The 24597-nt window shown below is 36.1% G+C and carries 28 protein-coding genes and 1 pseudogene; 27 read left to right on the plus strand and 2 right to left on the minus strand.

Annotated elements, in window-relative coordinates; all coding sequences use genetic code 11:
• Position 1: 1 nt before the first annotated feature.
• From ACFSO7_RS02900 to ACFSO7_RS03005, 22 genes are all read left to right on the plus strand, one after another.
• Positions 2-1255: a phage portal protein gene (locus ACFSO7_RS02900; protein ID WP_377875162.1), complete on the plus strand. Its 1254-nt coding sequence runs from the start codon at positions 2-4 to the stop codon at positions 1253-1255.
• The gene (locus tag ACFSO7_RS02905; protein WP_377875164.1) at positions 1248-1898 is read left to right on the plus strand and encodes an HK97 family phage prohead protease; all 651 of its coding nucleotides are present in this window, start codon (positions 1248-1250) and stop codon (positions 1896-1898) included. Before ACFSO7_RS02900 ends, ACFSO7_RS02905 begins: the two co-directional genes overlap by 8 nt.
• Positions 1895-3172 (plus strand): phage major capsid protein, encoded by a 1278-nt coding sequence (locus tag ACFSO7_RS02910; RefSeq protein WP_377875165.1) that lies wholly within the window; start codon positions 1895-1897, stop codon positions 3170-3172. Before ACFSO7_RS02905 ends, ACFSO7_RS02910 begins: the two co-directional genes overlap by 4 nt.
• Positions 3173-3185: 13 nt before the next feature.
• On the plus strand, positions 3186-3452 hold the full coding sequence (locus ACFSO7_RS02915; protein WP_377875167.1) for a hypothetical protein: 267 nt from the start codon (positions 3186-3188) through the stop codon (positions 3450-3452).
• A 4-nt stretch (positions 3453-3456) separates the two neighbouring features.
• Positions 3457-3762: a phage head closure protein gene (locus ACFSO7_RS02920; RefSeq protein ID WP_377875169.1), complete on the plus strand. Its 306-nt coding sequence runs from the start codon at positions 3457-3459 to the stop codon at positions 3760-3762.
• On the plus strand, positions 3752-4111 hold the full coding sequence (locus ACFSO7_RS02925) for an HK97 gp10 family phage protein (protein ID WP_377875171.1): 360 nt from the start codon (positions 3752-3754) through the stop codon (positions 4109-4111). Before ACFSO7_RS02920 ends, ACFSO7_RS02925 begins: the two co-directional genes overlap by 11 nt.
• Complete coding sequence (locus tag ACFSO7_RS02930) at positions 4108-4422, plus strand: hypothetical protein (RefSeq protein WP_377875172.1); 315 nt, start codon at positions 4108-4110, stop codon at positions 4420-4422. The genes ACFSO7_RS02925 and ACFSO7_RS02930 overlap by 4 nt, the downstream gene beginning before the upstream one ends.
• 2 nt (positions 4423-4424) lie before the next feature.
• On the plus strand, positions 4425-4997 hold the full coding sequence (locus tag ACFSO7_RS02935; RefSeq protein WP_377875174.1) for a major tail protein: 573 nt from the start codon (positions 4425-4427) through the stop codon (positions 4995-4997).
• Positions 4998-5007: 10 nt separating this feature from the next.
• The gene (locus ACFSO7_RS02940) at positions 5008-5340 is read left to right on the plus strand and encodes a hypothetical protein (protein ID WP_377875176.1); all 333 of its coding nucleotides are present in this window, start codon (positions 5008-5010) and stop codon (positions 5338-5340) included.
• Positions 5341-5562: 222 nt separating this feature from the next.
• Positions 5563-9288: a hypothetical protein gene (locus ACFSO7_RS02945; protein ID WP_377875177.1), complete on the plus strand. Its 3726-nt coding sequence runs from the start codon at positions 5563-5565 to the stop codon at positions 9286-9288.
• 11 nt (positions 9289-9299) lie between these two features.
• Positions 9300-10187 (plus strand): phage tail family protein, encoded by an 888-nt coding sequence (locus ACFSO7_RS02950; protein WP_377875178.1) that lies wholly within the window; start codon positions 9300-9302, stop codon positions 10185-10187.
• Between the two features lie 5 nt (positions 10188-10192).
• Positions 10193-11299, plus strand: a complete 1107-nt coding sequence (locus ACFSO7_RS02955) for a siphovirus ReqiPepy6 Gp37-like family protein (RefSeq protein WP_377875179.1) — start codon at positions 10193-10195, stop codon at positions 11297-11299.
• Entirely contained in the window at positions 11299-11997 is a 699-nt protein-coding gene (locus ACFSO7_RS02960) for a hypothetical protein (RefSeq protein ID WP_377875180.1), read from the plus strand. The genes ACFSO7_RS02955 and ACFSO7_RS02960 overlap by 1 nt, the downstream gene beginning before the upstream one ends.
• Positions 11998-12309 (plus strand): hypothetical protein, encoded by a 312-nt coding sequence (locus tag ACFSO7_RS02965; protein WP_377875182.1) that lies wholly within the window; start codon positions 11998-12000, stop codon positions 12307-12309. It abuts the gene before it with no gap.
• Complete coding sequence (locus tag ACFSO7_RS02970; protein WP_377875183.1) at positions 12309-13004, plus strand: hypothetical protein; 696 nt, start codon at positions 12309-12311, stop codon at positions 13002-13004. Before ACFSO7_RS02965 ends, ACFSO7_RS02970 begins: the two co-directional genes overlap by 1 nt.
• Positions 13005-13343 carry a hypothetical protein gene (locus ACFSO7_RS02975; RefSeq protein ID WP_377875185.1) on the plus strand — a complete coding sequence of 113 codons (339 nt, stop codon included), beginning with the start codon at positions 13005-13007 and terminating at the stop codon, positions 13341-13343.
• Positions 13343-13483, plus strand: coding sequence for an XkdX family protein (locus tag ACFSO7_RS02980; protein ID WP_377875187.1), 141 nt, complete (start codon positions 13343-13345; stop codon positions 13481-13483). Before ACFSO7_RS02975 ends, ACFSO7_RS02980 begins: the two co-directional genes overlap by 1 nt.
• A 104-nt stretch (positions 13484-13587) precedes the next feature.
• Positions 13588-13818, plus strand: a complete 231-nt coding sequence (locus tag ACFSO7_RS02985) for a hypothetical protein (protein WP_377875189.1) — start codon at positions 13588-13590, stop codon at positions 13816-13818.
• A gap of 157 nt (positions 13819-13975) precedes the next feature.
• The gene (locus ACFSO7_RS02990) at positions 13976-14851 is read left to right on the plus strand and encodes a hypothetical protein (protein WP_377875191.1); all 876 of its coding nucleotides are present in this window, start codon (positions 13976-13978) and stop codon (positions 14849-14851) included.
• 484 nt (positions 14852-15335) lie between these two features.
• The gene (locus ACFSO7_RS02995; protein WP_377875192.1) at positions 15336-16586 is read left to right on the plus strand and encodes a WG repeat-containing protein; all 1251 of its coding nucleotides are present in this window, start codon (positions 15336-15338) and stop codon (positions 16584-16586) included.
• 869 nt (positions 16587-17455) lie between these two features.
• Positions 17456-17935 (plus strand): phage holin family protein, encoded by a 480-nt coding sequence (locus ACFSO7_RS03000; RefSeq protein ID WP_377875194.1) that lies wholly within the window; start codon positions 17456-17458, stop codon positions 17933-17935.
• Complete coding sequence (locus ACFSO7_RS03005; RefSeq protein WP_377875196.1) at positions 17922-18578, plus strand: glycoside hydrolase family protein; 657 nt, start codon at positions 17922-17924, stop codon at positions 18576-18578. The genes ACFSO7_RS03000 and ACFSO7_RS03005 overlap by 14 nt, the downstream gene beginning before the upstream one ends.
• Positions 18579-18614: 36 nt before the next feature.
• Here the strand turns inward: ACFSO7_RS03005 and ACFSO7_RS03010 are convergent, their stop codons facing one another.
• Both ACFSO7_RS03010 and ACFSO7_RS03015 read right to left on the minus strand, forming a co-directional pair.
• Positions 18615-19052 (minus strand): SHOCT domain-containing protein, encoded by a 438-nt coding sequence (locus ACFSO7_RS03010; RefSeq protein WP_377875198.1) that lies wholly within the window; start codon positions 19050-19052, stop codon positions 18615-18617.
• A 17-nt stretch (positions 19053-19069) separates the two neighbouring features.
• A complete protein-coding gene (locus ACFSO7_RS03015; protein ID WP_377875200.1) occupies positions 19070-19267 on the minus strand; it encodes a helix-turn-helix transcriptional regulator in 198 nt (65 codons plus the stop codon).
• Between the two features lie 134 nt (positions 19268-19401).
• Here ACFSO7_RS03015 and ACFSO7_RS03020 point away from each other — a divergent pair, with 134 nt between their 5' ends.
• From ACFSO7_RS03020 to yhbH, 5 genes and pseudogenes are all read left to right on the plus strand, one after another.
• On the plus strand, positions 19402-19644 hold the full coding sequence (locus ACFSO7_RS03020) for a hypothetical protein (RefSeq protein WP_377875201.1): 243 nt from the start codon (positions 19402-19404) through the stop codon (positions 19642-19644).
• 50 nt (positions 19645-19694) lie between these two features.
• The gene (locus ACFSO7_RS03025) at positions 19695-19961 is read left to right on the plus strand and encodes a hypothetical protein (RefSeq protein WP_377875203.1); all 267 of its coding nucleotides are present in this window, start codon (positions 19695-19697) and stop codon (positions 19959-19961) included.
• A 386-nt stretch (positions 19962-20347) separates the two neighbouring features.
• Positions 20348-21832, plus strand: a pseudogene (locus ACFSO7_RS03030) (PrkA family serine protein kinase); the annotation flags it as partial.
• A 138-nt stretch (positions 21833-21970) separates the two neighbouring features.
• Positions 21971-23113 carry a polysaccharide deacetylase family protein gene (locus ACFSO7_RS03035; RefSeq protein ID WP_377875205.1) on the plus strand — a complete coding sequence of 381 codons (1143 nt, stop codon included), beginning with the start codon at positions 21971-21973 and terminating at the stop codon, positions 23111-23113.
• A gap of 175 nt (positions 23114-23288) precedes the next feature.
• Positions 23289-24458, plus strand: coding sequence for a sporulation protein YhbH (yhbH, locus tag ACFSO7_RS03040; RefSeq protein ID WP_377875207.1), 1170 nt, complete (start codon positions 23289-23291; stop codon positions 24456-24458).
• Positions 24459-24597 lie beyond the last annotated feature (139 nt).

The following is a 24597-nucleotide window of genomic DNA, read 5'->3' on the forward strand; positions in this document are numbered from 1 at the left end:
ATTGGCTCTAAGAAATATATTTAAGAATATGTTCAGTACAAAAGAAAGCCGAGAAATGCAATATGCAAGAATGTTAGATGGTCATAGCCCTATTTTTTCTCAGTTCGGTCAAAATGTTTACGCATCCGATATTGTTCAGATGTGCATTGACGTAATAGCTTCAGAGATTAGCAAACTTCAACCTAAGCATATCCGTACAGACAATAAAGGGATGCAGATCCAAGTGAAAAGCACTTTAAATCGTCTTTTTAAATTTGCCCCAAACGAGTTAATGACTACGAGGGACTTTTTGGAAAAAGTTATATGGCTGCTCTATATGAATTACAACGTTTTTATCTATCCTACCTATGAAATTAAGATAGATTCGCTTGGAAAAGAGTATAAGGAGTATGTGGGGTTTTATCCACTCAATCCTAGTGAAGTTGTTTTTCTCCAAGACCAGTTAGGTAAGTTATTTGTGGAATTGAGTTTTGCAAATGGCTCACGTTTCACTTTAGCTTATTCAGAAATTATTCATTTACGCAAGAAATTTTCAGTTAATGACATAATGGGTGGTGGACAAGACGGACAACCAGACCATAAATCCCTGTTAAAAGTATTGTCTATTAATGATACAGTTCTCCAAGGTTTGGAGAAAGCAATCAAAACAAGTCTATCCATTCGTGGGATACTAAAAATTAATACAATGCTTGATGATGAAAAGCAACAAAAAGAAAGAGAGCGGTTTGAATCAGCGGTTTCTTCTGGACAAACAGGAATACTTCCATTGGATTTAAAAGGGGATTATATTGACATTAAACCTGATCCAAAACTGGTAGATAAAGATACATTAGAGTTTTTACAAAACAAGGTTCTGCATCATTACGGAGTATCTGTTCCCATTTTGACGGGTAAATTTACAGATGAAGAATACCAGGCTTTTTATGAAAAAACTTTAGAGCCGTTAGTGATTAGTTTCGGGCAAGCCTTTTCTAAAACGTTGTTTTCTCCTAGAGAACTCGATATGGGAAATGAGATGATCTTTTACCAAAAAGATATGATGTATCTAAGTACGAATGCCAAGTTAAATCTAGTGAAAACTGCGGGAGAACAAGGCCTTCTTACTGACAATCAAAAACTAGCTTTATTGGGATATCCACCAATCGAAGGAGGGGACAAGCGCACAATGTCCCTTAACTATATTGATGTTGAACTAGCGAATGCTTATCAAATGGGTAGAACGAAAGGTGTTAAAGGAGGGAATGAAAGTGAATAAAAGGTTGCCTTTAAAGGAAGACCCTGTTATTAGAAGCTTTGGAGCTGCAGATTTAAGAGCTTCAGAGGATGAAAGTGTTATAGAAGGGCATCCAGCTGTCTATGGTCAGAAGACCTTAATAGGCAGCTATTTTTATGAAGTTATAGAACGAGGGGCATTTGACGGCTGTAACTTTGATGATGTTTTGTTCTGTGTAAATCACGATTTGAAGAAAATTCCCTTAGCTCGAAGTAGAAGAAACAATGGAAATTCTACCATGCAGCTTACTACTGATGACAAAGGTTTATATATAAAAGCAACTCTGGATACTGAAGGTAATTCAGAAGCAAGAAATCTTTATAGCGCAGTAAAACGAGGGGACATCGATGGGATGTCTTTTATTTTTTTCATCCAGGAAGAAAGATGGGTAGACCTAGATAAGGAAAAACCAACAAGACATATTCTGAAGGTGAAAAGTGTTAGAGAAGTTAGTGCAGTCAACTTTCCTGCATATGCAGGAACTGACATAAATGCTCGTGATCAAGCTGTATTGGATAATGCAGCAATGGCATTGGAGAATGCAAGGTCTCAGCTGGATAACTCGAAAGACGAGCTTGAATTTGAAAAACAAAAACTTAAATTTTTGATGGAGGAATTTAAATGAAAAAGAAATTTCTAACTTTGCTTGCCAAAAAGAATCAAAGAAAAGAAGAACTTAGATCTAAAGGAACTGCAGCAAATACAGTTGAGGAACTACGCAGCATTAATACAGAATTAGAAGCATTAAATGGAGAAATCGAGGAATTGCGAAGTGCCATCGATGAACTTCCAGATGAACTTGAAGGAAATGACCCTCAAAGTCGAAATCAAGACCCTTCTGGAGAGCCTCAGTTAAGAAGTCATCCACCTATGAGTGGACTAAATATCCTTGGAACTTATGGAGTTGGTCAATCTCAACAACAACGTTCGGCTGATCGATTTGATACTCCAGAATATCGTTCTGCTTTTATGGATTATGTTACAAAAGGGGTTAAGTCTGATGGTTTAGAATTCCGTGCCGATGCGACAACTGGAACTGGTGATATTGGAGCGGTTATTCCAACAACGATTTTGAATCGTATTGTTGAGAAATTAAAAGACCATGGACGTATCTGGGCTCGTGTAACGAAGTCTAGTATTAAAGGTGGAATTCAAATTCCACTAGCGAATGCTAAGCCAGTGGCAACTTGGGTTTCTGCAGGGACAATGTCTGATAAGCAAAAGAAACAGACAAGCGGCACTATTTCTTTCTCGTATCATAAATTACAATGCCGTGTAGCTGTTGAGTTAGTTGCTGATACAGTTGCAATGCCAGTGTTTGAGCAAACGGTAACAGATAACATCTATGAGGCTATGGTTGTTGCTCTTGAAGAAGCAATTATTAATGGAGATGGTGCTGGTAAACCTTTGGGAATAACTAAAGATCCTGATATTACAGCTTCACAAAAGGTTGCGGTAGCGGTAGCGGATTTCAGTAAATATGAAACTTGGACTACTTTATTTGGTAAGCTTCCACGAAGCTACCGTAATGGAGCGGTTCTGATTATGGCCGACTCTGATTGGACTAAATATATTGAGGGTATGGTAGATACAAATGGTCAGCCAATTGCCCGTGTGACTTATGGCCTTGATGGTACACAACAAGAAAAATTACTTGGTAAAGAGGTCATTGCTCTTGAAGACTACCTACCTTCTATTGATGACGCTTCAACTGGTGAGGTTGTGGGTATTATCTGTAAATTGTCAGACTACATGATTAATAGTAATATGCAAATGACTTTTAAACGTTATTTTAACGAAGATACAGACGAGTGGATTAGCAAATCTACTATGATTTGTGATGGGAAACTTGCTGATCGTAACGGTGTAATACTGATTACGAAAAAAGCTACAGTCTAAGGTAGTGGTCTAGATGACTGATGATCAACTTCTAGTTGAGTGTAAAAAAGGGTTGAATATCCCAGTAGATAGCACCGCATTTGATCTTTTGCTTAAACAAAAACTTCTTGCAGTAAAAATGTTTATGACCAATGCTGGCGTTTCAGCAGATAGAATGGATAATGAACTTGCAGTCGGTGTCATGGTCATGGGTGTAACAGATCTTTGGGAATTAAAGTCAGGGGAAGTGAAATTTTCCCCTGCTTTTTTTACTTTAGTCACTCAATTGTCAATGGGGTGATATTGTGAGATTTAATAGCATCATTTATTTGATAAATGTCTCCTTAGAATCGGATGAATTAAAAAATCAAATTGAGAAAACTGCTGAAAAAAGGCAAACTTTTGCAGAAAAGAAATCTGTACGTCAGTCAGAATACTATCAAGCTGCTGTTTCGGGATTAAAACCTGAGATAGTTTTTTTGGTATGGACTTTGGAATATCAAGGTGAATCTAAATTGGAATATGAAGGAAAAGTATATTCTATTATTCGAACATTTGAAAAAAACGGATTCACGGAGTTAGTTTGTGAGGTGAAGGTCGGTGGGAGTTAAAATTGATAATCTAGCAAATGAAATTACTAAACAATTAGAACTTTATACTGACTTTGTAAAAGAGGAAGTTGAGAAGGCGCAGGATGAAATCTCAAATGAAACAGTGAAAGAACTTAGAGAAAAAAGTCCAGAGCGTACTGGTGATTACCGTAAAGGTTGGAGAAGGAAGAAAACTAAAAATGGTTATGTCATTCACAACGCCACCAATTATCGTCTTACTCACCTTTTAGAACATGGGCATGCAAAAGCTAGTGGTGGAAGGGTACCAGCAAAGGTACACATCAGACCTATTGAAGAAAAAAAAACAAAGGATTTTCTAGATAGAGTAGAAAGGGCAATCAAACAATGAATATAGCTGAGTTAGTTGGGATTCTTGAAGAAATAGGTTTTCCAGTAGCTTATTCTCAATTTAATGATCCACCAAGCCCTCCATACATTTGTTATTTAGTTTCACATTCATCTAATTTTTTTGCAGATGATGAAATCTATCATGAAATTGAAAATGTCCAAATTGAGTTATACACCACTAAGAAAGATTTGTTAGCAGAAAGGAAAGTAAAAGAAGTCTTAAAGGCTCATGAATTAGTCTTTGAAACTTCTGAAATCTATATCGATTCTGAAAAGTTATTTCAAAAAATATTTGAAGTGAGGCTGATTTGAAAATGTCAGAAAATAAAGTTGTTTTTGGTCTAAAGAATGCTTATTATTCTGTAATTACTGAAGGAGCAGATGGTTCATACACTTATGAAACGCCAGTTAGGGTGCCTGGGGCAACTCAATTGGCATTAGCTCCTAAGGGAGAACAAACAGATTTTTATGCGGATGATATCCTATATTACACAACAAGTGCTAACCAAGGGTATGACACTACATTAACGGTCGCTAACATTCCTGAAAAATTCCGCACAGATGTCTTAGGTGAAACATTACATGTTACTGATAAAACTTTGACAGAAAAAAATACTGCAAAATCAAAGAAAATCGCATTTCTATTTGAATTTGATGGAGATGTTAAAGCAACTCGTCACGTTCTTTATAGTTGTTCTGTATCTCGTCCAGGAATGGGATCATCTACAAAAACAACTTCATCCGAACCAGGCACAACTGAATTATCTCTTGTAGCGGGTCCTAGACCATCTGATGGGGTTGTTAAACGATCTACTTCGGCTGAAACTCCTGCATCAGTTTATGATGCATGGTATACAAATGTATATGAGCCTGCTCCAGCAGTGTAAGAGGTGACCTATGGAAAAGACAATTTTAATTGATGAAAAAAAAATAACGTTTAAAAGCACCGGAGCAACCGCATTACGATACAAAGCACAGTTTGGAAAAGATTACTTAACAGAAATTCTAAAATTAGACAAATTGAAAAAGTTTAATATGGAAGATGGAAATATTGACGGAGCGGATTTTGAAGTCTTTTATAACATCGCATGGGTTATGGCAAAAACAGCTGATCAATCGATTTCTGATCCTTTAACCTGGTTAGATGGATTCGATGAATTTCCTCTTCTTGATATCATTCCTGAGCTTCAAGAATTGATGACGTCTAGTCTTAAAGGTAAAAAAAAATAGAAAATGATACAGAGTCAAGAACATCAGATAGTGAATTTTCTACTGAAACGTTCTTGGCTCTTTGTTATAAATGCAAATTGACCAAGGCTGATTTAGAAGATATGACCATTGGAATGTGTATGGATTATATCGTTGAATATATTGAAATACAAAAACCACCAAAAGAAAATGTTAGAAAAGCATCACAAGCGGATTTTGACCGTTTTTAAGTGAGGTGAGAATATGTCTGATAAACGAATAAAAGGTATTACCTTGGAATTTGGTAGTGATACCACAGGGTTAGAAAAAGCCTTATCAGATGTAAATAAACAGAGTAGTAAGCTACAAAGTGAATTAAAGGACGTTGAGAGGCTGCTTAAATTTGATCCAGGCAACGTTGAAGCTTTGGCACAAAAGCAAAAACTATTATCTGATCAAGTAGTTGTAACGACAGATAAACTATCTAAATTACAACAGGCTGAACAACAAGTACAGTCTCAGTTTGAAAAGGGTAAAATATCTGAAGAACAATATAGGGCTTTTCGCCGTGAAATCGAATTTACTGAAAAATCTTTAGAAAGCTTAAATGGAAAGCTTTCTTATTTGAAGGAAGAGCAACAAAAAGTTGGAACCTCTACAAAACAATTAGAAACGTTTTTTCATGCGACTGGAACAAGTGTAACCGACTTTTCAGATGTTTTAGGAAATCGTTTAACAAACGCTATTTTGAAAGGTACGGCAACCTCGAAACAATTAGAGGATGCCATTCAAAAAATTGGACACGAGGCATTAGGTGCTAATGTCGATATAGATAAAATGAAACAAGCTCTTTCATCTTTGGATGATGGAGCTTCTTTAAAATCAGTTAAAAAAGAATTAGGCAGCCTCTCAAAGGAGGCAAGTGATGCCAAACAATCAGTCTCAGAATTAGGCGGGGCTCTGGAAGGGATTGCTGGTACCTTAGTAGCAGGTGGAGGAATCGCTGGTACCATTCAGCAAGCATTGGATACTTCCTCTTTAAAAACTAAAATTGATGTTTCTTTTGATGTACCCGAAAAATCAAAGGAATCGATAAAGTTAGCTGTTAAAGAAATAGAAGCCTACGGTGTAGACGGAGAAGCAGCTCTTGAAGGTGTTCGTAGACAGTGGGCTTTAAATAAAACCGCAAGTGATGAAGCAAATGCTTCAATAGTTAAAAGTGCTGCTACCCTAACACAAAGTTACGCTGGTCTTGATTTTACAGAAGTAATTCAAGAAATAAATGAAATAGCAAGCGAATTGAAAATGAGTAATGAGGAAGCTGCCGGTTTAGCTAACGCATTATTGAAAGCTGGATTTCCACCAGAACAATTTGATACTATCGCTGAATACGGTCAACAACTGCAAAGGGTAGGTTTTGACGCGGGAGAAGTACAGGCTATTATGATGGCAGGGGTCGATACAAAAACATGGAATATAGATAACCTTCTTGACGGCTTAAAAGAAGGTCGAGTAAAAGTAGCTGAATTCGGCCAAGGTTTAACTGAAGCTCAGATGATTGCTTTTAGGGCAGCGGATATTTCAGGCAAACAAGTAATCGCTTGGAGTGATGCGGTAGCAAAAGGTGGAAAAGATGGTTCGCAGGCAATGAATGAAATTGCTGTAGCCTTAAATGGAATAAAAGACGAAACGGTAAAAAATACCTTGGGGGTTCAGATTTTTGGAACCATGTATGAAGATCAAGGTCAAAATATTATCGACACATTAATAAATGCTAAAAATACAACAGTAGACCTAAAAAAAGGTCAAGAAGACTTAAATAATATGACTGATAAATACAGTGCCGATCCAGCAATCAAAATGAAAAAGGCAGTAACTGAACTAAAGACTTCTCTTGAACCACTCTTAAAAGTAGTTGCAGAAGTAATATCAAATGTTGCGGAATGGATTTCAAAGAATCCGAAACTAGCTGCAACTATTACGGCGATCGTAACTGGACTTGGAATATTAATTGGTATCATCATGGCAATGACACCAGTCATACTAGCACTGTCAGCAGCAGCGGGAGCCTTAAATATTGCCATGTTACCGTTGACAGGAATTATTCTTGGGATAATGGCGGCTATAGCAGCCGTTATTGCAATTGGTGTACTTTTATATAAAAACTGGGACACGATTAAGAAAAAAGCTAGTGAACTGGTTAAATCAATTAAAAACAAATTCAATGAATTTAAAGAGATTGACTTATTAGAAGTGGGTAAGAACATCGTTGGGGGTCTTATTAAAGGTATTGGGTCTATGGCGGGTTCCATTAAAGAAAAGGTAATTGAACTTGCCCAGAGCCTCCCTAATTGGATGAAAAAGGTCTTAGACATTCATTCACCTTCAAAAGTAACAGAAGAAATAGGTCAATTTGTAAGCCAAGGGTTGGCTAAAGGTATTGAAAAAGATAGTAAAAAGCCTGTTGCTTCAGCCAAGAAAGTTGCTTCTGATACCAAAAAAAGCTTTGAAAATGAATTTAAAAATATTGACCTTCGACTTGATGCGAAGAAAATTAATGTTCAAGAAGCTATCAATGAATTAGAAAAATTAAAGATAAAATACAAATCTCTTCCTAATGCAGTTGCAAAGGTTAATAAAGAAATCTATACCCTAAATAAAGAGCATGCAAAAATGGTCTTTGAGAATGAAGTAAAGTCCATAAAAGATAAGGCAGATTTAAATAAAATATCCATAGCTCAAGAATTAAAACTGTGGCAAGATCTTCAAAAACAATACGCATCTGGTAGTAAAGAGAGAATTGAAATTGATAAAGAAGTTCATAGGGTTAAAGGCGAACTTTTAAAACAACAATTTGATAATGAAAAGTCAATTGTCGACAAGAAGAAATATTATAATCAACTCTCATTAACGGAAGAACTTAGTGCTTACCAAGAATACATCTCAAAGTACAAAAAGGGTTCGGAAGAAAGAGAATATTATGAACGTGAAATCTATCGTGTTAAACAGGAAATTAACAATAAATTAATTTCCATAAACGAAGAGTATGCAAATAAAATCACTGAAACAAACAATCGTTTGATTGCTGAGGAAAAACGTTTAACAGATGAGTATAACCAAGCTGTTGAAAGTCGTACAAAATCTCTTTATAGTTTTTCGGGTCTTTTTGATGAGGTACAGAAAAAGAGTGATATTTCCGGAAAACAACTAATCGAGAATTTAAAATCACAAGTAGATACATTTACAAATTGGGCAAACACTCTACAAGAGTTAGCGGCAAAAGGTATAGATGAAGGTTTGCTCGAAGAATTACGCGCTATGGGTCCAAGTGCTGCAGCAGAAATCGCTGCATTAAATACACTATCTGCAAGTGAATTAGAATTGTATGTTCAGTTGTGGAAGGATAAAAATGCTTTAGCACGAACAGAAGCGATAAAAGAATTAGAAGAAATGAAACTTGATACACAATCCAAAATTACCGAGTTACGTGTCCAAACACAGGCAGATCTTGACTTATATAAAGCTGAGTGGATTACTAAAGTTCAGGAAATTCGTACAGGAGCTATAGGAGAATTAGACCCCTTAAGATCTTCTCTGAAAGGGATTGGGCTTCAATCCATTCAAGGATTGATTGAAGGAATGCAGGAAATGGTTGGACCATTAATGGAACAAGCCAGAAGCATTGCAGATGCTGTCTCCAGCACTATAAAAGAGGCATTAGATATTCATTCCCCTTCTCGTCTTATGCGGGATGAAGTAGGGAAAATGATCCCATTAGGGGTGGCCGAAGGGATTAAAGAAAATATAAAAGCTGTAATTAACGCCTCTAATCAAATGGCAAAAGCTACAATTCCAAGTACAACTAGTCATAACGTGAATAATTCCCGAACATATCAACCTAGTATTACAGTATATGGTGGTTCCTCAGCTAAAGATATTGCTATAGAAAATGAAAGAATGTTTAGAAGGTTAGCCTTTGAATTCAATTAAGAGGTGATCGAATGATAATCAAAAATATGACTATTACAAACAGTCGAGGCGATTCGATTACATTCGGTCGCCATTTTCGTTTAGCTGAGGATTTTGCTCTCAGTGGTTTATCAGCAACTATTAATTATACTGAGAGTACTTCAGATGGATCTAAATATCAAAATACAGTATTTGATAATAAGGAGTTTGAAATTCCTTTTATTATTTATAAATCAATATCTGATTTTTTGTGGATTGAGGAAAAAAGGAATGAAGCATACAAGGTATTTAATCCGAAAGCCAATCCCATGAGAATAGGTATTACGACTAAGGCTGACAAAGAATATTACATCAACGCCAACTTGGAAGGGGTGCCTTCCTTCCCGTCAGGATTCGAAAACAACAACCAAGTATGGCAGCGGGGACTTCTGCAGTTTAGTGCAAATGATCCTTTTTTTTATAGCAATAATGAAGAAAAAGTAGACATTGCTCTTTGGGTAGGGAATTTTGAATTTCCTTTAGAAATCAGTGAAGAAGGTATTGAAATGGGATACCGTGCTCCCTCATTAATTGTAAATGTATTTAATGATGGACAGGAGAGTACTGGGATGCTGATAAGGTTTAGAGCATTGGGTACGTTAAGTACTCCGTCATTAGTCAATGTAAACACATACGAATCTCTTAAAATCAATATAACCATGCTGCCAGGTGATGTAATTGAGGTCAGCACTTATAAGCGGCGGAAGCGAGTAACGTTAATTCGAAACGGTGTGATAAGTAACATTTTTAATCAATTAGATTTATCAAGTAAATTCTTGCAGCTTGACCTTGGAGATAATCTATTTAGATATGACGCGGTAGAAGGCTTGGACAATCTCGAAGTATCAATGACATTTACGCCGCGATTGCTGGGGGTTTAACTATAATGGAACTCTACGTGTTTGATAGGAACTTGAATTGTCTCGGCCTAATTGATGATTTTGTCGAATTGGAGATTCAACGACATTATACCAAAATGGGGCAACTGCACATGATTGTGGAAGGTAACTCAGAATCAATTGAACTTCTGCAGAAAGGAAGGATATTAGCCAAAACAAATGATCCCCAGCATGGATATTTAATCCTTACGAGAGATTATCGTGATGAAAAAAGCACAGAACTGGAGATTATTGCGCCTTCCCTAAATACGTTGCTTTCCAGACGATTACTCTTTGGTCAACAGTCATTTACTGGTACAGTCGAAAATGTCATGAAATCTTTTGTTTTAATCAATGCTGTCAATCCATCTAATCTTAACAGGAAAATTCCAAATCTCTTTATCTCTAGTAGCACTGGTATTAGCATTAATACTGAAGAGGTTGGAACTGGCGATCAGTTAGATGAATTTCTTTATGAGATTGCAAATAAGCACGATGTATCTTGGTCCATCTTAATAGATGACCATAATAAGCGATTTATCTTTGATGTTTGGCAAGGGACAAATCGGAGCGGAGACCAATCTTTAAATCCACACGTAACTTTTTCTAAGGATCGGGAGAATGTTCTAAGGCAACATTATACCGAATCAGATAGCGACCATAAAAATGTTGCTGTGGTAGCTGGGGAAGGCGAAGGAACTGCACGTACTATTGTGGTTTCAAATGATGACATTAGTGGTTGGGATAGGGTAGAGCTCTACGTTGATGCTAGGGATTTGCAAAGTACCTATTCGGATGAAAATGGTCAAGAAATTACTCTTACTGCATTCGAATATAATCAGCTATTAACTGAACGTGGCAAAAGTAAATTATCAGAATACCCTCAGATAATCACTTTCGAAAGTGACATTGATTTGTATTCAAATGAAGTCTATGGGGTGGATTATTTTTTAGGCGATAAAGTAAGTGTGAAAAATGATGACCTTGGCCTTATCATGCATACCAGGATTACCTCTGTTATTGAAAAGACAACCAAACAAGGAACAACTCTACAAGTCAATTTTGGAAGTAATATCCCATCATTTTTAGATAAAGTAAAAAGGGCGGTGAAATAGTGGCAATTAAAAGTGGTTTATTCAACAGCGTAAATGGTGACCGCAAATACAAAGCAGATTTTTTCGCGGAGTATTTTGCTAGTTTTATAGCAAATGGAGTATTTCCTAATCCGTCCACAGGATTACAAGTTATAACAAATGGGAATATGTCTGTTAGCATTCGAGCAGGAAAAGCATGGATTAACGGCTATTACATTGCAAATGATGCTGATTATACTCTGCAGTTGGATGTTGCTGATGGAGTACTTAAGCGCATCGATCGTATTGCTCTAAGACTTGATTTTTTAACAAGGCAGATTACACCTGTCATTAAAAAAGGTACGTTTGCATCGAATCCTACTGCTCGTACTTTACAAAGAGATGCAGATGCTTACGAGCTTGGAATCGCTGATATTCTAATCAACAACGGAGCCATTAGTATTTCACAAGCAAATATCACTGATACACGACTAAATACGGCGCTTTGCGGAATTGTTAAAGGTACAGTTGATCAAATTGACACAACGAATTTGTTCGCCCAATACGATGATGCATTTCAAGAATGGTTCGAGTCAATTAAAGATATTCTGGATGGCGATATAGCGGCTAATTTAGCCAATCGAATTTCAACTTTAGAGCAGACAGTTGCTACGCATTTGGCAGATTATCTTCAGTTTAAAAAAGATCAAGAAATTCTCTATTGGATGGGGGCGATTTAAATGGCAGTAATACCGAAAAGTTTTTTTAATGGTTATATGCTTAATACCACAACCACACACTATACTGTCCCAGCAGGCATAACCGCAATAGTAAAAAATGTAGTAATCTGTAACGTCACAAATACTGACCAGGTTGTAGATTTGGAAGTGGGGTCTGGCGGTGGTCATATATTGCAGCAGGCAACTATTAAAGCAAAAGATACGATAGTGATGGACTTAAGTATAGTATTAAATGCGGGTCATACCATCAAATCCAAGGTAAATGTTGGTGTACAATGTTCATTAATAGTTTCGGGCGTGGAGGTGTCCTAATGGGGATTCGTTCACTTAAGGATTTTACAATAGGAAAACCAAAGGGTTCGGGAGCCAGTGGAGGAACCAATCCTGCAATGTTGGGTACTATACAAACGGGCTATCGCGATTATCGGTTATTAGATGATGGGGGTATAATAGAATACACCATAGAGGATATGGGACAAAATCCTCGTTTTACAAAACGGGTCTATAACAGTAATGGAGTATTGATGGAAACCCTACCAATAAATCTTTTGACAAATAGGATCATTAATCAGTTGGGTGATCTTTCTTATTTGTTTATAAAGAAAAATCATTTTTACGCTATGCAATCTGATGCGGGTGTCATATCTATTCACAAATATACATTGAATGGTGTGTTTGTGAAAAAATTCCCATTTTCTACAAACTATAGTTATCTTGACATATTGGAAGAATCTGACCTTTCCTTGATTGAGGAAAGTCTGTTCGTTAAGATTTATAATTCAAATGGTGTTTATATTAGCGGGTATAATAATGCCGCCACACGTCAAACCATACCAATAGCAAAATTCATTTCCCCTACCGTCATTATCGGAAATGTAGGGACCTATAGTTTCATTCTCTATTTTAATGGGAGTTATTGGTCAACTAAACTTATTGGAACGTCATCAACTAATCCACAAACATCGACTATAAATCTATTATCACAATATGCATGGAGGGACAAATAAATGGAACGATTAAAGATTTCTAATTTAATTCAAAAAGATGGTAATCCAGATTATAAAGGACTCAATATTGATTTATTTGTAGGAGGGCAATTACTTTATTCTAATGATTTTAGTATCGAGAATCTTGCATATGTCACTACAAAGGAAGATACTATTCCTAGACATAAGGATATTCAAATCGTAACTGAAGAGGAATTCTTAGCATATAAGGAAACTTTGAATGTATCTAGACCAAAATCAGAAATTGAGATTTTAAAGGAAACAGTCGGACAACTTGAAACCCAACAAGGCGACCTACTCATGGAAATTGCATTACTGAAAATGGGAGGTAGTTTCTAATGTGGTACACGACAATCAAAAAGTATTATGACAATGGACACCCTTCTTATACAGATGAAAGCCTAATGAATTTTGTGAAGGCTGGAATGATTAGCAAAGATCAATACGAAGAAATCACTGGTAAAGCGTACACAGAGTAGGCTTTTTATTTTGTGAAAATTAGCCGTATTATAATGCTACAAGATAAAAAGTGACTTAATAGTTATTTAATAGTAGAATTATCCTGAAAAAGGGGGATATACTTTTGAATATTACTATTAAGCCACTAACGGATCAGTTTAATGATCCAATTTATCCAGTCCTAGTTGAAATTGAATTACCTAATAGGAAACTTAGTGAAGTTGTTTTGTTTAACCATGATAGAGAATTTGGTGAATTTGACTTTGGAAAATTAAAAGATTATATCAATGGGAGTCCAAAGACATTTCAAAATAGGATAAAAAACGAAATCAAGGAAGTTATTTTTAAGTCGTAAAATCTTTACGGCTTTTTCTTTTGAAAAGAACAAACTGACAATCAGCATTGGTTATTTCTCTACAAGAACATTTTATGCATATTCATTTGGAGATAATCCAATACAAGCAGGAAGGCCATTCATTAATATTGAATTAGTTTATGGGGAGTTGATGTTAATGAATGAGATTCTAAATAAGTTTATTAATTTACAAATTGAGCCAAGGAGACCTATTATAAATGAACGGAGTATAGCTTTAGATTGGAAAATGTCTTTTGGGCTGCCAAATTTTATTCTAGATCGTGCTGAAGAAATAAAAACAATGTACATGCTTGGAATGGATGTTATTCTAATGAAGTTCATTCCCATTTTTATAGAAGATATACTGAAATCCTTAGTGGTGAATTTTAAAGCGGACTATTTTGAGCAAATTTCAGAACTCTATAAAGATTACGAAGGTAAGAAATTCTACTTTTGGAATTATTTAAAAGAGGTTGAGGATTTTTCAATTTTTATAGAAGAAGATTTGAAATTTTGCCAGAGATATGTTCATGAGAAAATTAGGAACAATGAAATACACAATAAAGAATATAGTAAATATAGTGGAACTAAAAACTATCTAACCGATACTGAGACTGGTGAGGTTCGTGAGGCTGATGAGCAATTTGAAAAAATGATAGAAAGTGACCCTTCCTTATTAAGAGCAATAAATAGCAATAAAACTGTAGAAGCAATACAACAGGAAGTGGTGGGTATTTTAAACCTAATTCAAAGAAATGCACTACTGTTGAATAGAAGTGGTTACTTGGCTACAAAAGAAGTTTATGATGGGATAGGAAAAGTATCATCTAACTTTAAAATCACCGTAGATGAGGTTATTTTTAATGATTTAGAAATTGCATTGAATCAGAATCCATTAATAAAAACATTTGACATTTTAGAACATAATGAAAAAATCATTATAGAGCTAGCATATAAAAAGGCAGTTTTAAATGCAGAGGTTTTTCAGACATTAAGTTCTATAGTTAGAATAGGTTCTATTCAAGAAAGATAAAGCCAGCATTTATGTTGGCTTTTTTGTGTCACATTTGGAACAAACTACGTACTTGTTTGTGAACTAACGGGTAGATTAGCGTGGTGTTACCTGCTTTTATAAGCTTCACTGAAAAATTATTCATGAGGGATTTTCGGCTCGAAACTAAAATCAGTTCTTGACGAAATGCTCCGAAGCTAAAAATGGAAAAATATTTGCTAATCCTATATTGTTGTAAGTCCTACCCAACAACAAATAGGATTAGACAGATGCAGACCCATTATTTCAATGAATTACTCAACATTCCAGGGGAAATAACAGGAGCAAAGACGAGGGTTAGTCGTACTCTCACCCTGTTAGATTTATGCGTTCATCTGTCGGAATATATCTTTTTTTGCCGAAAAGCCTTTTTGGTTGTCGGTTTGTGCTAAAATTAACATAAGAAAAAACTCATAAGGAATCTCTTGTGTTTAGAGGTTTACAAAAAATTAAGGAGTGTAAAAAAATGAAAAAACCTTTTCTATCACTCGCATTTTCCCTGTTTATTGTTTTCGCACTTGTTCCGCAGGCTGCATTGGCGGCAGACTATATTGAAACCGTGCCGCCCCAATATGGTTGGGTAGGCGATTTCCATGAGGGGCTGGCGTGGGTTCAAGCTGGCGATTATCCCAACGAGAAATACGGATTCATAGACAAGACCGGAAAAGAGGTTGTTCCGCTCAAATATAATAGGGTAGGCGATTTCCACGAAGGTCTGGCATGGGTCGAGAAAGAAAAAAAATACGGCTTTATCGACAAGACAGGTAAGGAGGTCATTCCGCCCAAGTATAATAGCGCAGAATCATTTGCGGGGGGGTTGGCGATGGTTTATCTTGAGAAGCGTGACGGTGGATCTACATACGGCTTTATTGACACAACTGGCAAAGTGGTCGTTCCGTTTGGAAAGTATGACTTAGCAGATAGCTTCTCCAATGGTATGGCGAGCGTCACCTCAACCAGGAAGGGTGGCTACATAGATAAGACCGGCAAGGAGCTCGTGCAGCTTGGCAAGTATGCCAACCGGTGGCCTTTCTCTGAAGGTTTGGCGATGGTCAATCTTACCAATGGGAATGGCAATTTCGCTTATATTAACAAGACTGGAAAGGCGATTACACCGTTTAAGTATATTTTTGGAGGGCCATTTTCCGATGGGATGGCAGCGGTTCAAAATGGTAGTCGTAAATATGGATTCATAAACAAGACCGGCAAGGAGGTCGTGCCGCCCAAGTATGATTGGGTAGAAAATTTTTCCGAGGGAATGGCGGTGGTTAGTTATGGCGGTATGACCCCCGATAGCAAATGGGGATTCGTAGACAAGACCGGCAAAGAAATCATTCGCCCTGGAAAAAATGTTTATGTAAACCAATACTTTTCTGAAGGACTGGCGGGAGTAGGCGTCGGTGGTCAGTTTGTCTGGACAGGAGGGAGATATTCCTATCTAGGCGGCAAATGGGGTTATATAGACAAGGCTGGTCGAGAAGTCATTCCAAAACAGTATGACTGGGCATCCGAATTCTCCGAAGGAATGGCGGTGGTGGAAGTTAACGGCAAGCGTGGACTCATTGATAAGACTGGTCGTGAGGTTGTTCCTCCCATATATGATCTCATTGGAGAAGTACATGATGGAATGGCGTATGTTGGATTTGGCAGTGTCGGGCCTGGCTACACATACGGTTTTATCTCTGTACCCGACGCAACCCCCTATATACACTATTAAAGCTAACAATTATTTTAAACTGCGTGATTTAGGCCAAGCCTTTGACATCGGCGTTTCTTGGAACGGCGCCAAGAACGCAATCGTCATTGAGACAAGAGCAAGCTATACCGCTGATTAATAAGGAAAGCTACATGTAAAAGGCTATCGGATTTGATTTATCTGATAGCCTTTTAGAGTTTTTTTAAAAAAGGTTATTTCATCTTGTCTTATTATTGAATATTTACTTAAAGATGCTTAGAATTGGTTAAGGAGTTTCGTAATAAAAAGGTGGTGAAATAAAGGTATGCAAGTTCCAATATGGGATTTAGTTATGCCGATATTATCTGTTGTGATTTGGTTGTTGTTAGTCGTTTCAATTATATTTCTTGTGGTTAACTCCCGAAAGAGTACTCGAAGTCTTCAAACCATTGAAGCGTTACTTAAGTATCTGAAAAATAATAAAGACAACAACTAATGGAACAAAACCACTTTTCGGGTGGTTACAAATCATCGAGCTAACGGGATACGATAATTGAATAAGGAATTACCAGAGTCAGCCAACATATTAATTAATTTTTGGTTTTTTCTGTCGCATCAGGAACATACTGTGCAGTAAATTAAACACCTAAAAGGTGTATTTTTTTGTACTTTTTTGTTAAAGCTTTCATATATTGGAAGAAACGTTTCTTATTGACAATCAAAGAAACTTGTAGAGATTATTGATAGAGTAATCGATTAATTAGAAAACAAAAAGGGTTCTAATTAAACGTATTACATTAATATCTATTTATACACCTTTCAAAGAGTAGGTGTATTTTTTTATGCATTCATAACCCTAGAAATGCCCTGTACCGAGCAGGGCTATTTTTATTTAGATTGGGTTGATTAAAATGGAACAATATCAAAAAATATGGGCGGCCATCGTAGGAGCCTTGTTTACACCTTTATTTGAAAGCCTATATGGTGAAAGTCACACTGTGCGAGCCATTATGGCAGCAGTAGCATTCTTCATTTTTATGGATTGGATGAGTGGTACCAGAGCATCTAAAAAGGATAAATCATATGCGAGTAAGTACGGGATAGATGGTATCTTCCGTACTTTTTTTATTTTACTTTTACCAGCTGGAGGACATTTGTTGGATGCAGCCTCAAGCCTTCCAGGTATTTTCTTTGGTTTGCTTTCATTTGGTGTGCTATATCACGTCATTCAATCGATGACTGCTAATTCAATACGTGCTGGGTGGGTTGATTGGGTACCGATTAATATCTTAGAAAAAATAATTCAATGGGTCGGATCTGAAATCGACTCAAAAGTTAGTCGAGCCGAAAAACGTAATGATGAAAGAGGGATTAATAATGAACCTAAGTAGCGCGGGAAAAAACTTGATTAAACGTTTTGAGGGTTGCCGATTAACTGCATACAAGGCTGTGCCTACTGAACTACACTGGACAATTGGCTGGGGACATTATGGTCCAGAAATTAGAAAGGGTCAGACGATTACACAAGCTGAAGCTGATGCTTTATTTGATAAAGATGTTCAGCGATATGTGGATGCAGTTAATAGAATTGGCTTTAACTTTAATCAGAATCAGTTTGATGCATTAGTTAGTTTTTGCTACAATTGCGGACCAGGTAACCTATTAAAATTGTGTTTGGGAAAATCAATTACGAAGATTAGTAACGATATTTTGCTATATAACAAATCGGGTGGCAAAGTTTTAGCTGGTTTAGTTAAACGCAGAACTGCCGAAAGAGAATTGTTTTGTACGCCTATTGATCCAGTAGACACTACCCCTTATCGACTAGCTACAGGCAATTTTGGAAGCAAAGAAAGTTTGGCGAGAGCCAAGCAAAAACTCTTAGAAAAGTATAGTTGGCTTGTGTATGAAAAAGTGACCGATACAGAATTTCGTTTGGTAACAGGAACATTTAAGGGAAAAGATGTTGCTGAAGGACATGCAGCTGATTTAAGAAAGTTATTTGGTTGGACAGTATACGTTCAAGAAGCATAAGAAAAATCCCTTCCGGTCGGAGGGGATTTTCTATTTTTATATGTTTAAAATCTGCTTTTTTTTAAAATCAAATTCCTCTTGAGTAATAATTCCCTCATCTAATAAAGATTTAAGTTCTTTAAGAGAACCAAATTCAGATTTAGAAGAGCTTTGATTGTTAATTCGTTCTTCTATTTCTGCTTTTAATTTTAATGCTTCTTCGTTCTTATCTCTCTTAAACTTAACAGCATTTTGCGGTTGATCTACTGTTCTTAATATACCTACCATAGAACTTCTAGGTGTGGATAATTGCAGATAACCGGTTGAAGTTAACGAAGCTTCTTTGAATTTGATTTCTTGAATTTGACTAAATAATACTTTTGTTTCTCCACGTAATGCCTTATGGATCATTAGATCATTCTTGCCTCTTGTAAAAATTACACCATCATCTGTTAATTCCACAGTTGTATTAGGTTTTTTAAAAGTGTAATTCATTATGATTCCTCCTATATTTATTTTTTCATTTCAACTAACTGATCAATTGTTATTCCTAATATGCGAGATAAGTGAAACGATTGTATCAAATCAGGTTGAGTTTCATTTCGAACCCACCTTGAGAAAGTCTGTTCAGATACGCCAATTTGTTTAGCTAAATACTTATGTATTAATCCTCTTTCTTTTGCCCAATATTTGATTGTGTTAATAACCATATGTATTCACCTACTTTAAAATACAATTCTACAAATTCCTACTTTTTCCTCTAAACAATTTTGTATATAAAACTAATCATAAATAAGTATTAACGGTAATACCATATATTAAACAAGGAAAGGGGAGCAGAGACATGAGTAAAAACAAAGTAATTAAACCAGTGGGATTTAATGTTACTAATGAAAAAGATGTGGCCTTATTAGAACATGTCAAAAATGCAAACTTTAGTGGTTACGTAAAAGAGCTTATTTTTTCCGACCTTCAAAAAAGAAACCAGACACTTAGGATTGTCCAAAAGAGTGAAAACGGTGGTATTAAATATGTTCTGCCAACCGGTAATACCACTTCACCACCAAAAGATTGTGTAACACTGTAACACGGTTGACATATCCAATTGTCAATACAAGTGGAAAGGAGAGATAAAACATGATCGAAGGTAAGGGATTAGGTGGCAAGAAAATTAATCGTGTGAATGTCTCGTTATCGAACTTTCAAAATCAAAAGTTGAACAAGCTAGCTACAGCTTGTAATATGCGGCCTACTTCTTTAGCGTGTCTTCTTATTGAAAAATGTTTGAATAACGCCCAGGTTGTAGCAGATCTTCAAAAGGAATATGCAATTCATTCTGCTTATAAAGTTGTTCCTATAAATCATAATGGTGAACTGCAATACATTTTAAGCGAAAGGTGTTAATCTATATGGAATGGGTAACTTTTATTATAGGTGGTATTACATTCATGTTTGGTTATTTACTTTTTTCAACAAATAATGATCTAGATGACAGTGACGATGAGTTAGATGAAACGGAATCCGATTTAATTGTAAATCACGCTTCTGGACGTCATGTTACACTATCCTGTCAATCATGCAGAAAACTGAAAAAACACAAAGAAATAAAATCCAACCTGTTCCAATGTACAAAATGTAAAAGACAGGTAGACCTTAGAGCATCCTAGATTTTTACCATAAATTCAGCATCAAAATACAATTCGTTCTTAAGTGAAAAAATTTTCAGAAATCAGATAGTAGTTAGATAAAAATAGAGTTAGAGAGTGATATTTTAAAAGGGTACTTATCGTATGCATGAGGATGCTTTGCATTTAATTCCACATAATCTTCGCCAAGATTTTTATGATGAGTACGGTATACGCATTGAAGGGAATCTCTCGCCTCTAAATATGATGAGATTAGAACAAGAATATGGTGGACGCATTGAGGATGTTCAAGTAGAGAGAATTTTTTTCTCGGAGGATAAAAGGGTCGGAATTGGAACATTTAGCCCATCAGATCCAAAGTCACAGGATATTGCCGATTTAACTGGGAGCATTGATTTTTCAACGATTGCTGAATACGGATCAGAATCAGATCCTCGTGCTTATCGATTCGATGGTGAACTTAATAAAGCGAACCGTGGAATGATGGAGTTCCAGGAGATGTTAAAGTGTGACGAGAAATTCTTATGGCATTTGTTATCATTAACTCAAGAAGGTAATTTTAAGGCTGGAAGATTTGCGTTGATTTCCGCGGATGAACTGATTGTCGCGCACACGAATGAGACGGAATATCGTTCCTTTATTTCAAATAAGAAAAATGAAGCGCTTCATTCTCGGATCATCGTCATGCCTATTCCTTATAATTTAAAGGTATCACAGGAAGAGCGAATTTATGAGAAAATGATTCGCGAAAGTGATGTCGCAGATGTTCATATTGCTCCACATACACTTAAGGTTGCTGCAATGTTTACAATTTTAACACGTCTTAAGGAACCAAAAAAAGGCGATATTGATTTAGTGAAGAAGATGAGATTATATGATGGTGAACAGGTAGAGGGATACAATTCTGCAGATATCGAGGAGTTGAAGAAGGAATACACAGATGAAGGAATGAGTGGAATTGATCCTCGTTATGTGATAAACCGGATTTCTTCAACGATTATAAGGAAAGAGATTCCTTCAATCAATGCACTAGATGTATTACGTTCGTTGAAGGAAGGGTTGGATCAGCATCCATCCATCACAGCTGAACTTCGAGAACGTTATATGAACTTTATTTCTCTGGCTCGTAAAGAGTACGATAATATTGCGAAGAAGGAAGTTCAAAAAGCATTCGTCTATTCGTATGAAGAGTCAGCGAAAACACTAATGGACAATTATTTAGATAATGTGGAAGCATACTGTAATAAAAATAAAATGAGAGATCAATTAACAGGTGAAGAGATCAATCCAGATGAAAAACTAATGCGTTCGATTGAAGAACAAATTGGTATTTCGGAAAATGCGAAGAAGGCTTTCCGTGAAGAAATTTTAATTCGGATTTCCGCTTATGCTCGTAAAGGTAAACGCTTTGATTATAACTCTCATGATCGTCTGCGCGAAGCGATTCAAAAGAAATTATTCGCTGATTTAAAAGATATCGTGAAAATTACAACCTCAACAAAAACACCTGATGAACTGCAGCTAAAGAAAGTTAATGAAGTTGTAGCCCGCCTAATCGACGAACATGGCTACAACTCCACATCCGCAAACGAACTTCTCAGATATGTAGGAAGCTTACTAAATCGATAAACCTTTAACACACTAAAGCACTGGGGGATTGTCCCCCAGTGCTTTAGTGTGTTAAAATCCTTCTTTTCGAACTAGTCTACTCATATTTAGCCGTTTGGCTTAATAGATATAGTAGAAAAGTTCAAGGGGAGTAATGGCATGAAAAAAATTTGCGTTTATTTTTTCTTGTTTATAGTTGTTTTCATTTTTGGTGAAACGGATGTAATTGCAAATTCAGACACGAAAATCATTCCAATAGCCGTTAATGATCAATTAATTACTTTCCCTGATGAAAAGCCTGTATTGAAGGATCAGATAACGTATGTTCCTATACGAATCATTAGTGAAGCTATTGATGCAACATTGACAATTGATCTGCCGAATGAAACGTTTAGAATAACTACGAAAGAAAAATCCATGTTATTTGATGTTAAAAACTCAAAAATAAAAACATTGGATGGAAGCATGACAAATGTTAATCTATATAAGCAAAATGGTCGTAATTTTGCACCCCTTCGAGTAATTGGTGAGTATTTTAGTTATGACGTTCAATATATTTCAAATGGTCCAGTAGTTCGATTAGTCAACTCAAAAGCAAAACTGGATAGGAACCAATTTATAAAAGCGAATCAAAATGCAATTTCAAACTTTTACAATAAACCAATTGTAGATCATCGACCAAAAGTATATATAACATTTGATGATGGACCTATTAAAGGAACAGAAGAGATATTAGAAGTTTTAAAGAAGAAGAAAGCAAAGGCTAGTTTTTTCATGATTGAAACACAAATGAGATTATTTCCGAATCAAACGAAAAGAATTGTGAGCGAGGGACATTATCCAGCATTGCATAGTGTAACTCATAATAAAAATCTTTTATATGGAGGAAATTCAATAGCTGTAGCAAAGGAAATGTTAAAGACACAGAAAACCCTATTTGAACTCACTGGTTTTCATTCTAATCTTACGAGAGCTCCATACGGGAGCAAACCTTATATGAAAATTGCTTTTCGGGATGAATTGGTCAGAAATGATTTCAAAATGTGGGATTGGTCTATTGACTCAGAGGATTGGAAATATCATCAGACGGATCCAAAGGAAATTGTTGCGAATGTAAAAGGAGGAATTCAAAAACAAAAAAGCAAAAAAGAGCCAATTGTCATCCTTTTTCATATAAATAAAGGGACAGCAGCTGTCTTACCTGAAATTATTGACTATATTTATGCTGAAGGTTACCAATGTGTTGCATATGACCCGGCAGAACATTTTGTGATGAATTTTTGGAAGGATGAAAGACTATAAGTTGTCCAAGTATGGCAAAAGCATAATTGTCAAAATTATTTGTAAATTATTTCAGAAAACTGCATAGTATAAAGTAATTAATAGTAATTGAAGACCATAGTACGACACCCTAGTTATTGTATGAAACAGCATGAAAAAATGTGCAGGAAAAAAATTTTATTAGGAGGGTACAGAAATGACCGATGTGAACAATCATCAATTTGTGATTTCCAAGGAAGATTGGTCCCTCCACCGTAAAGGCCATGATGACCAGCAAAGGCATCAAGACAAAGTCCAAGAGGCCATTCGAAATAATTTACCTGATTTAATTACAGAGGAAAACATTATTATGTCCAATGGTCGAGATGTGGTAAAAATTCCAATTCGCTCATTAGACGAATACAAAATCCGCTACAATTATGATAAAAACAAACATGTTGGCCAAGGAAACGGTGACAGTCAAGTTGGAGATGTAGTAGCTCGTGATGGATCTAGTGGTCAAAAGGGACCTGGGAAAGGTCAAGGTGCTGGAGATCAGCCTGGTGAAGATTACTTTGAAGCGGAAGTGTCTTTGATGGAGATCGAGGAAGCCCTTTTTAAACAATTAGAGCTTCCAAATTTAAAAAGAAAAGAACAAGCAGAAAATATAGTTGAAAATATTGAATTTAATGATATTCGAAAAACGGGACTAATGGGGAATATTGACAAAAAGCGGACAATGATGACTGCATTTAAACGAAATGCAATGACAGGTGCACCAGCATTCTATCCGATTTATCCCGAAGATCTTAAGTTTAAAACTTGGAATGAAGTGAAAAAGCCTGACTCAAAAGCAGTCGTTATCGCGATGATGGATACAAGTGGTTCAATGGGAATATGGGAAAAATATATGGCGAGAAGTTTCTTCTTTTGGATGACTCGATTTTTACGAACAAAATATGAGACGGTAGAAATTGAATTTATTGCTCATCATACCGAGGCTAAAATAGTTTCAGAGGAAGATTTCTTTTCAAAAGGAGAAAGCGGCGGAACCATTTGTTCTTCAGCCTATCGTAAAGCCCTAGAAATCATTGATACGAAATATGACCCGATTAGATTTAATATTTATCCATTTCATTTTTCAGACGGTGATAATCTAACGTCAGATAATGCCAGATGTGTGAAGCTAGTTGAAGAATTAATGAAAGTATCCAATATGTTTGGATATGGAGAAGTCAACCAATACAACCGCCACTCGACCCTCATGTCCGCCTACAAAAACATCAAGGATGAAAATTTCCGCTACTATATTTTAAAACAAAAACCAGATGTATTTCATGCAATGAAGAGCTTTTTTAAGAATGAGGAATCAAAAGTATTATCTTAAGGAAAATCGACAGGTACACGAACCTGTCGATTTTGTATTGGATTTACCACAGTCCATAGAGTTGAGTATTTTTATACAATAGATAACAATCTTTTGTAATCAATCTTCTTTGATAAGCGTACTTATTGGGATTCCTTTC

Source organism: Bacillus sp. CGMCC 1.16607, from assembly GCF_042683745.1.
In the GTDB taxonomy this organism is placed as follows: Bacteria; Bacillota; Bacilli; order Bacillales; family Cytobacillaceae; genus Pseudoneobacillus.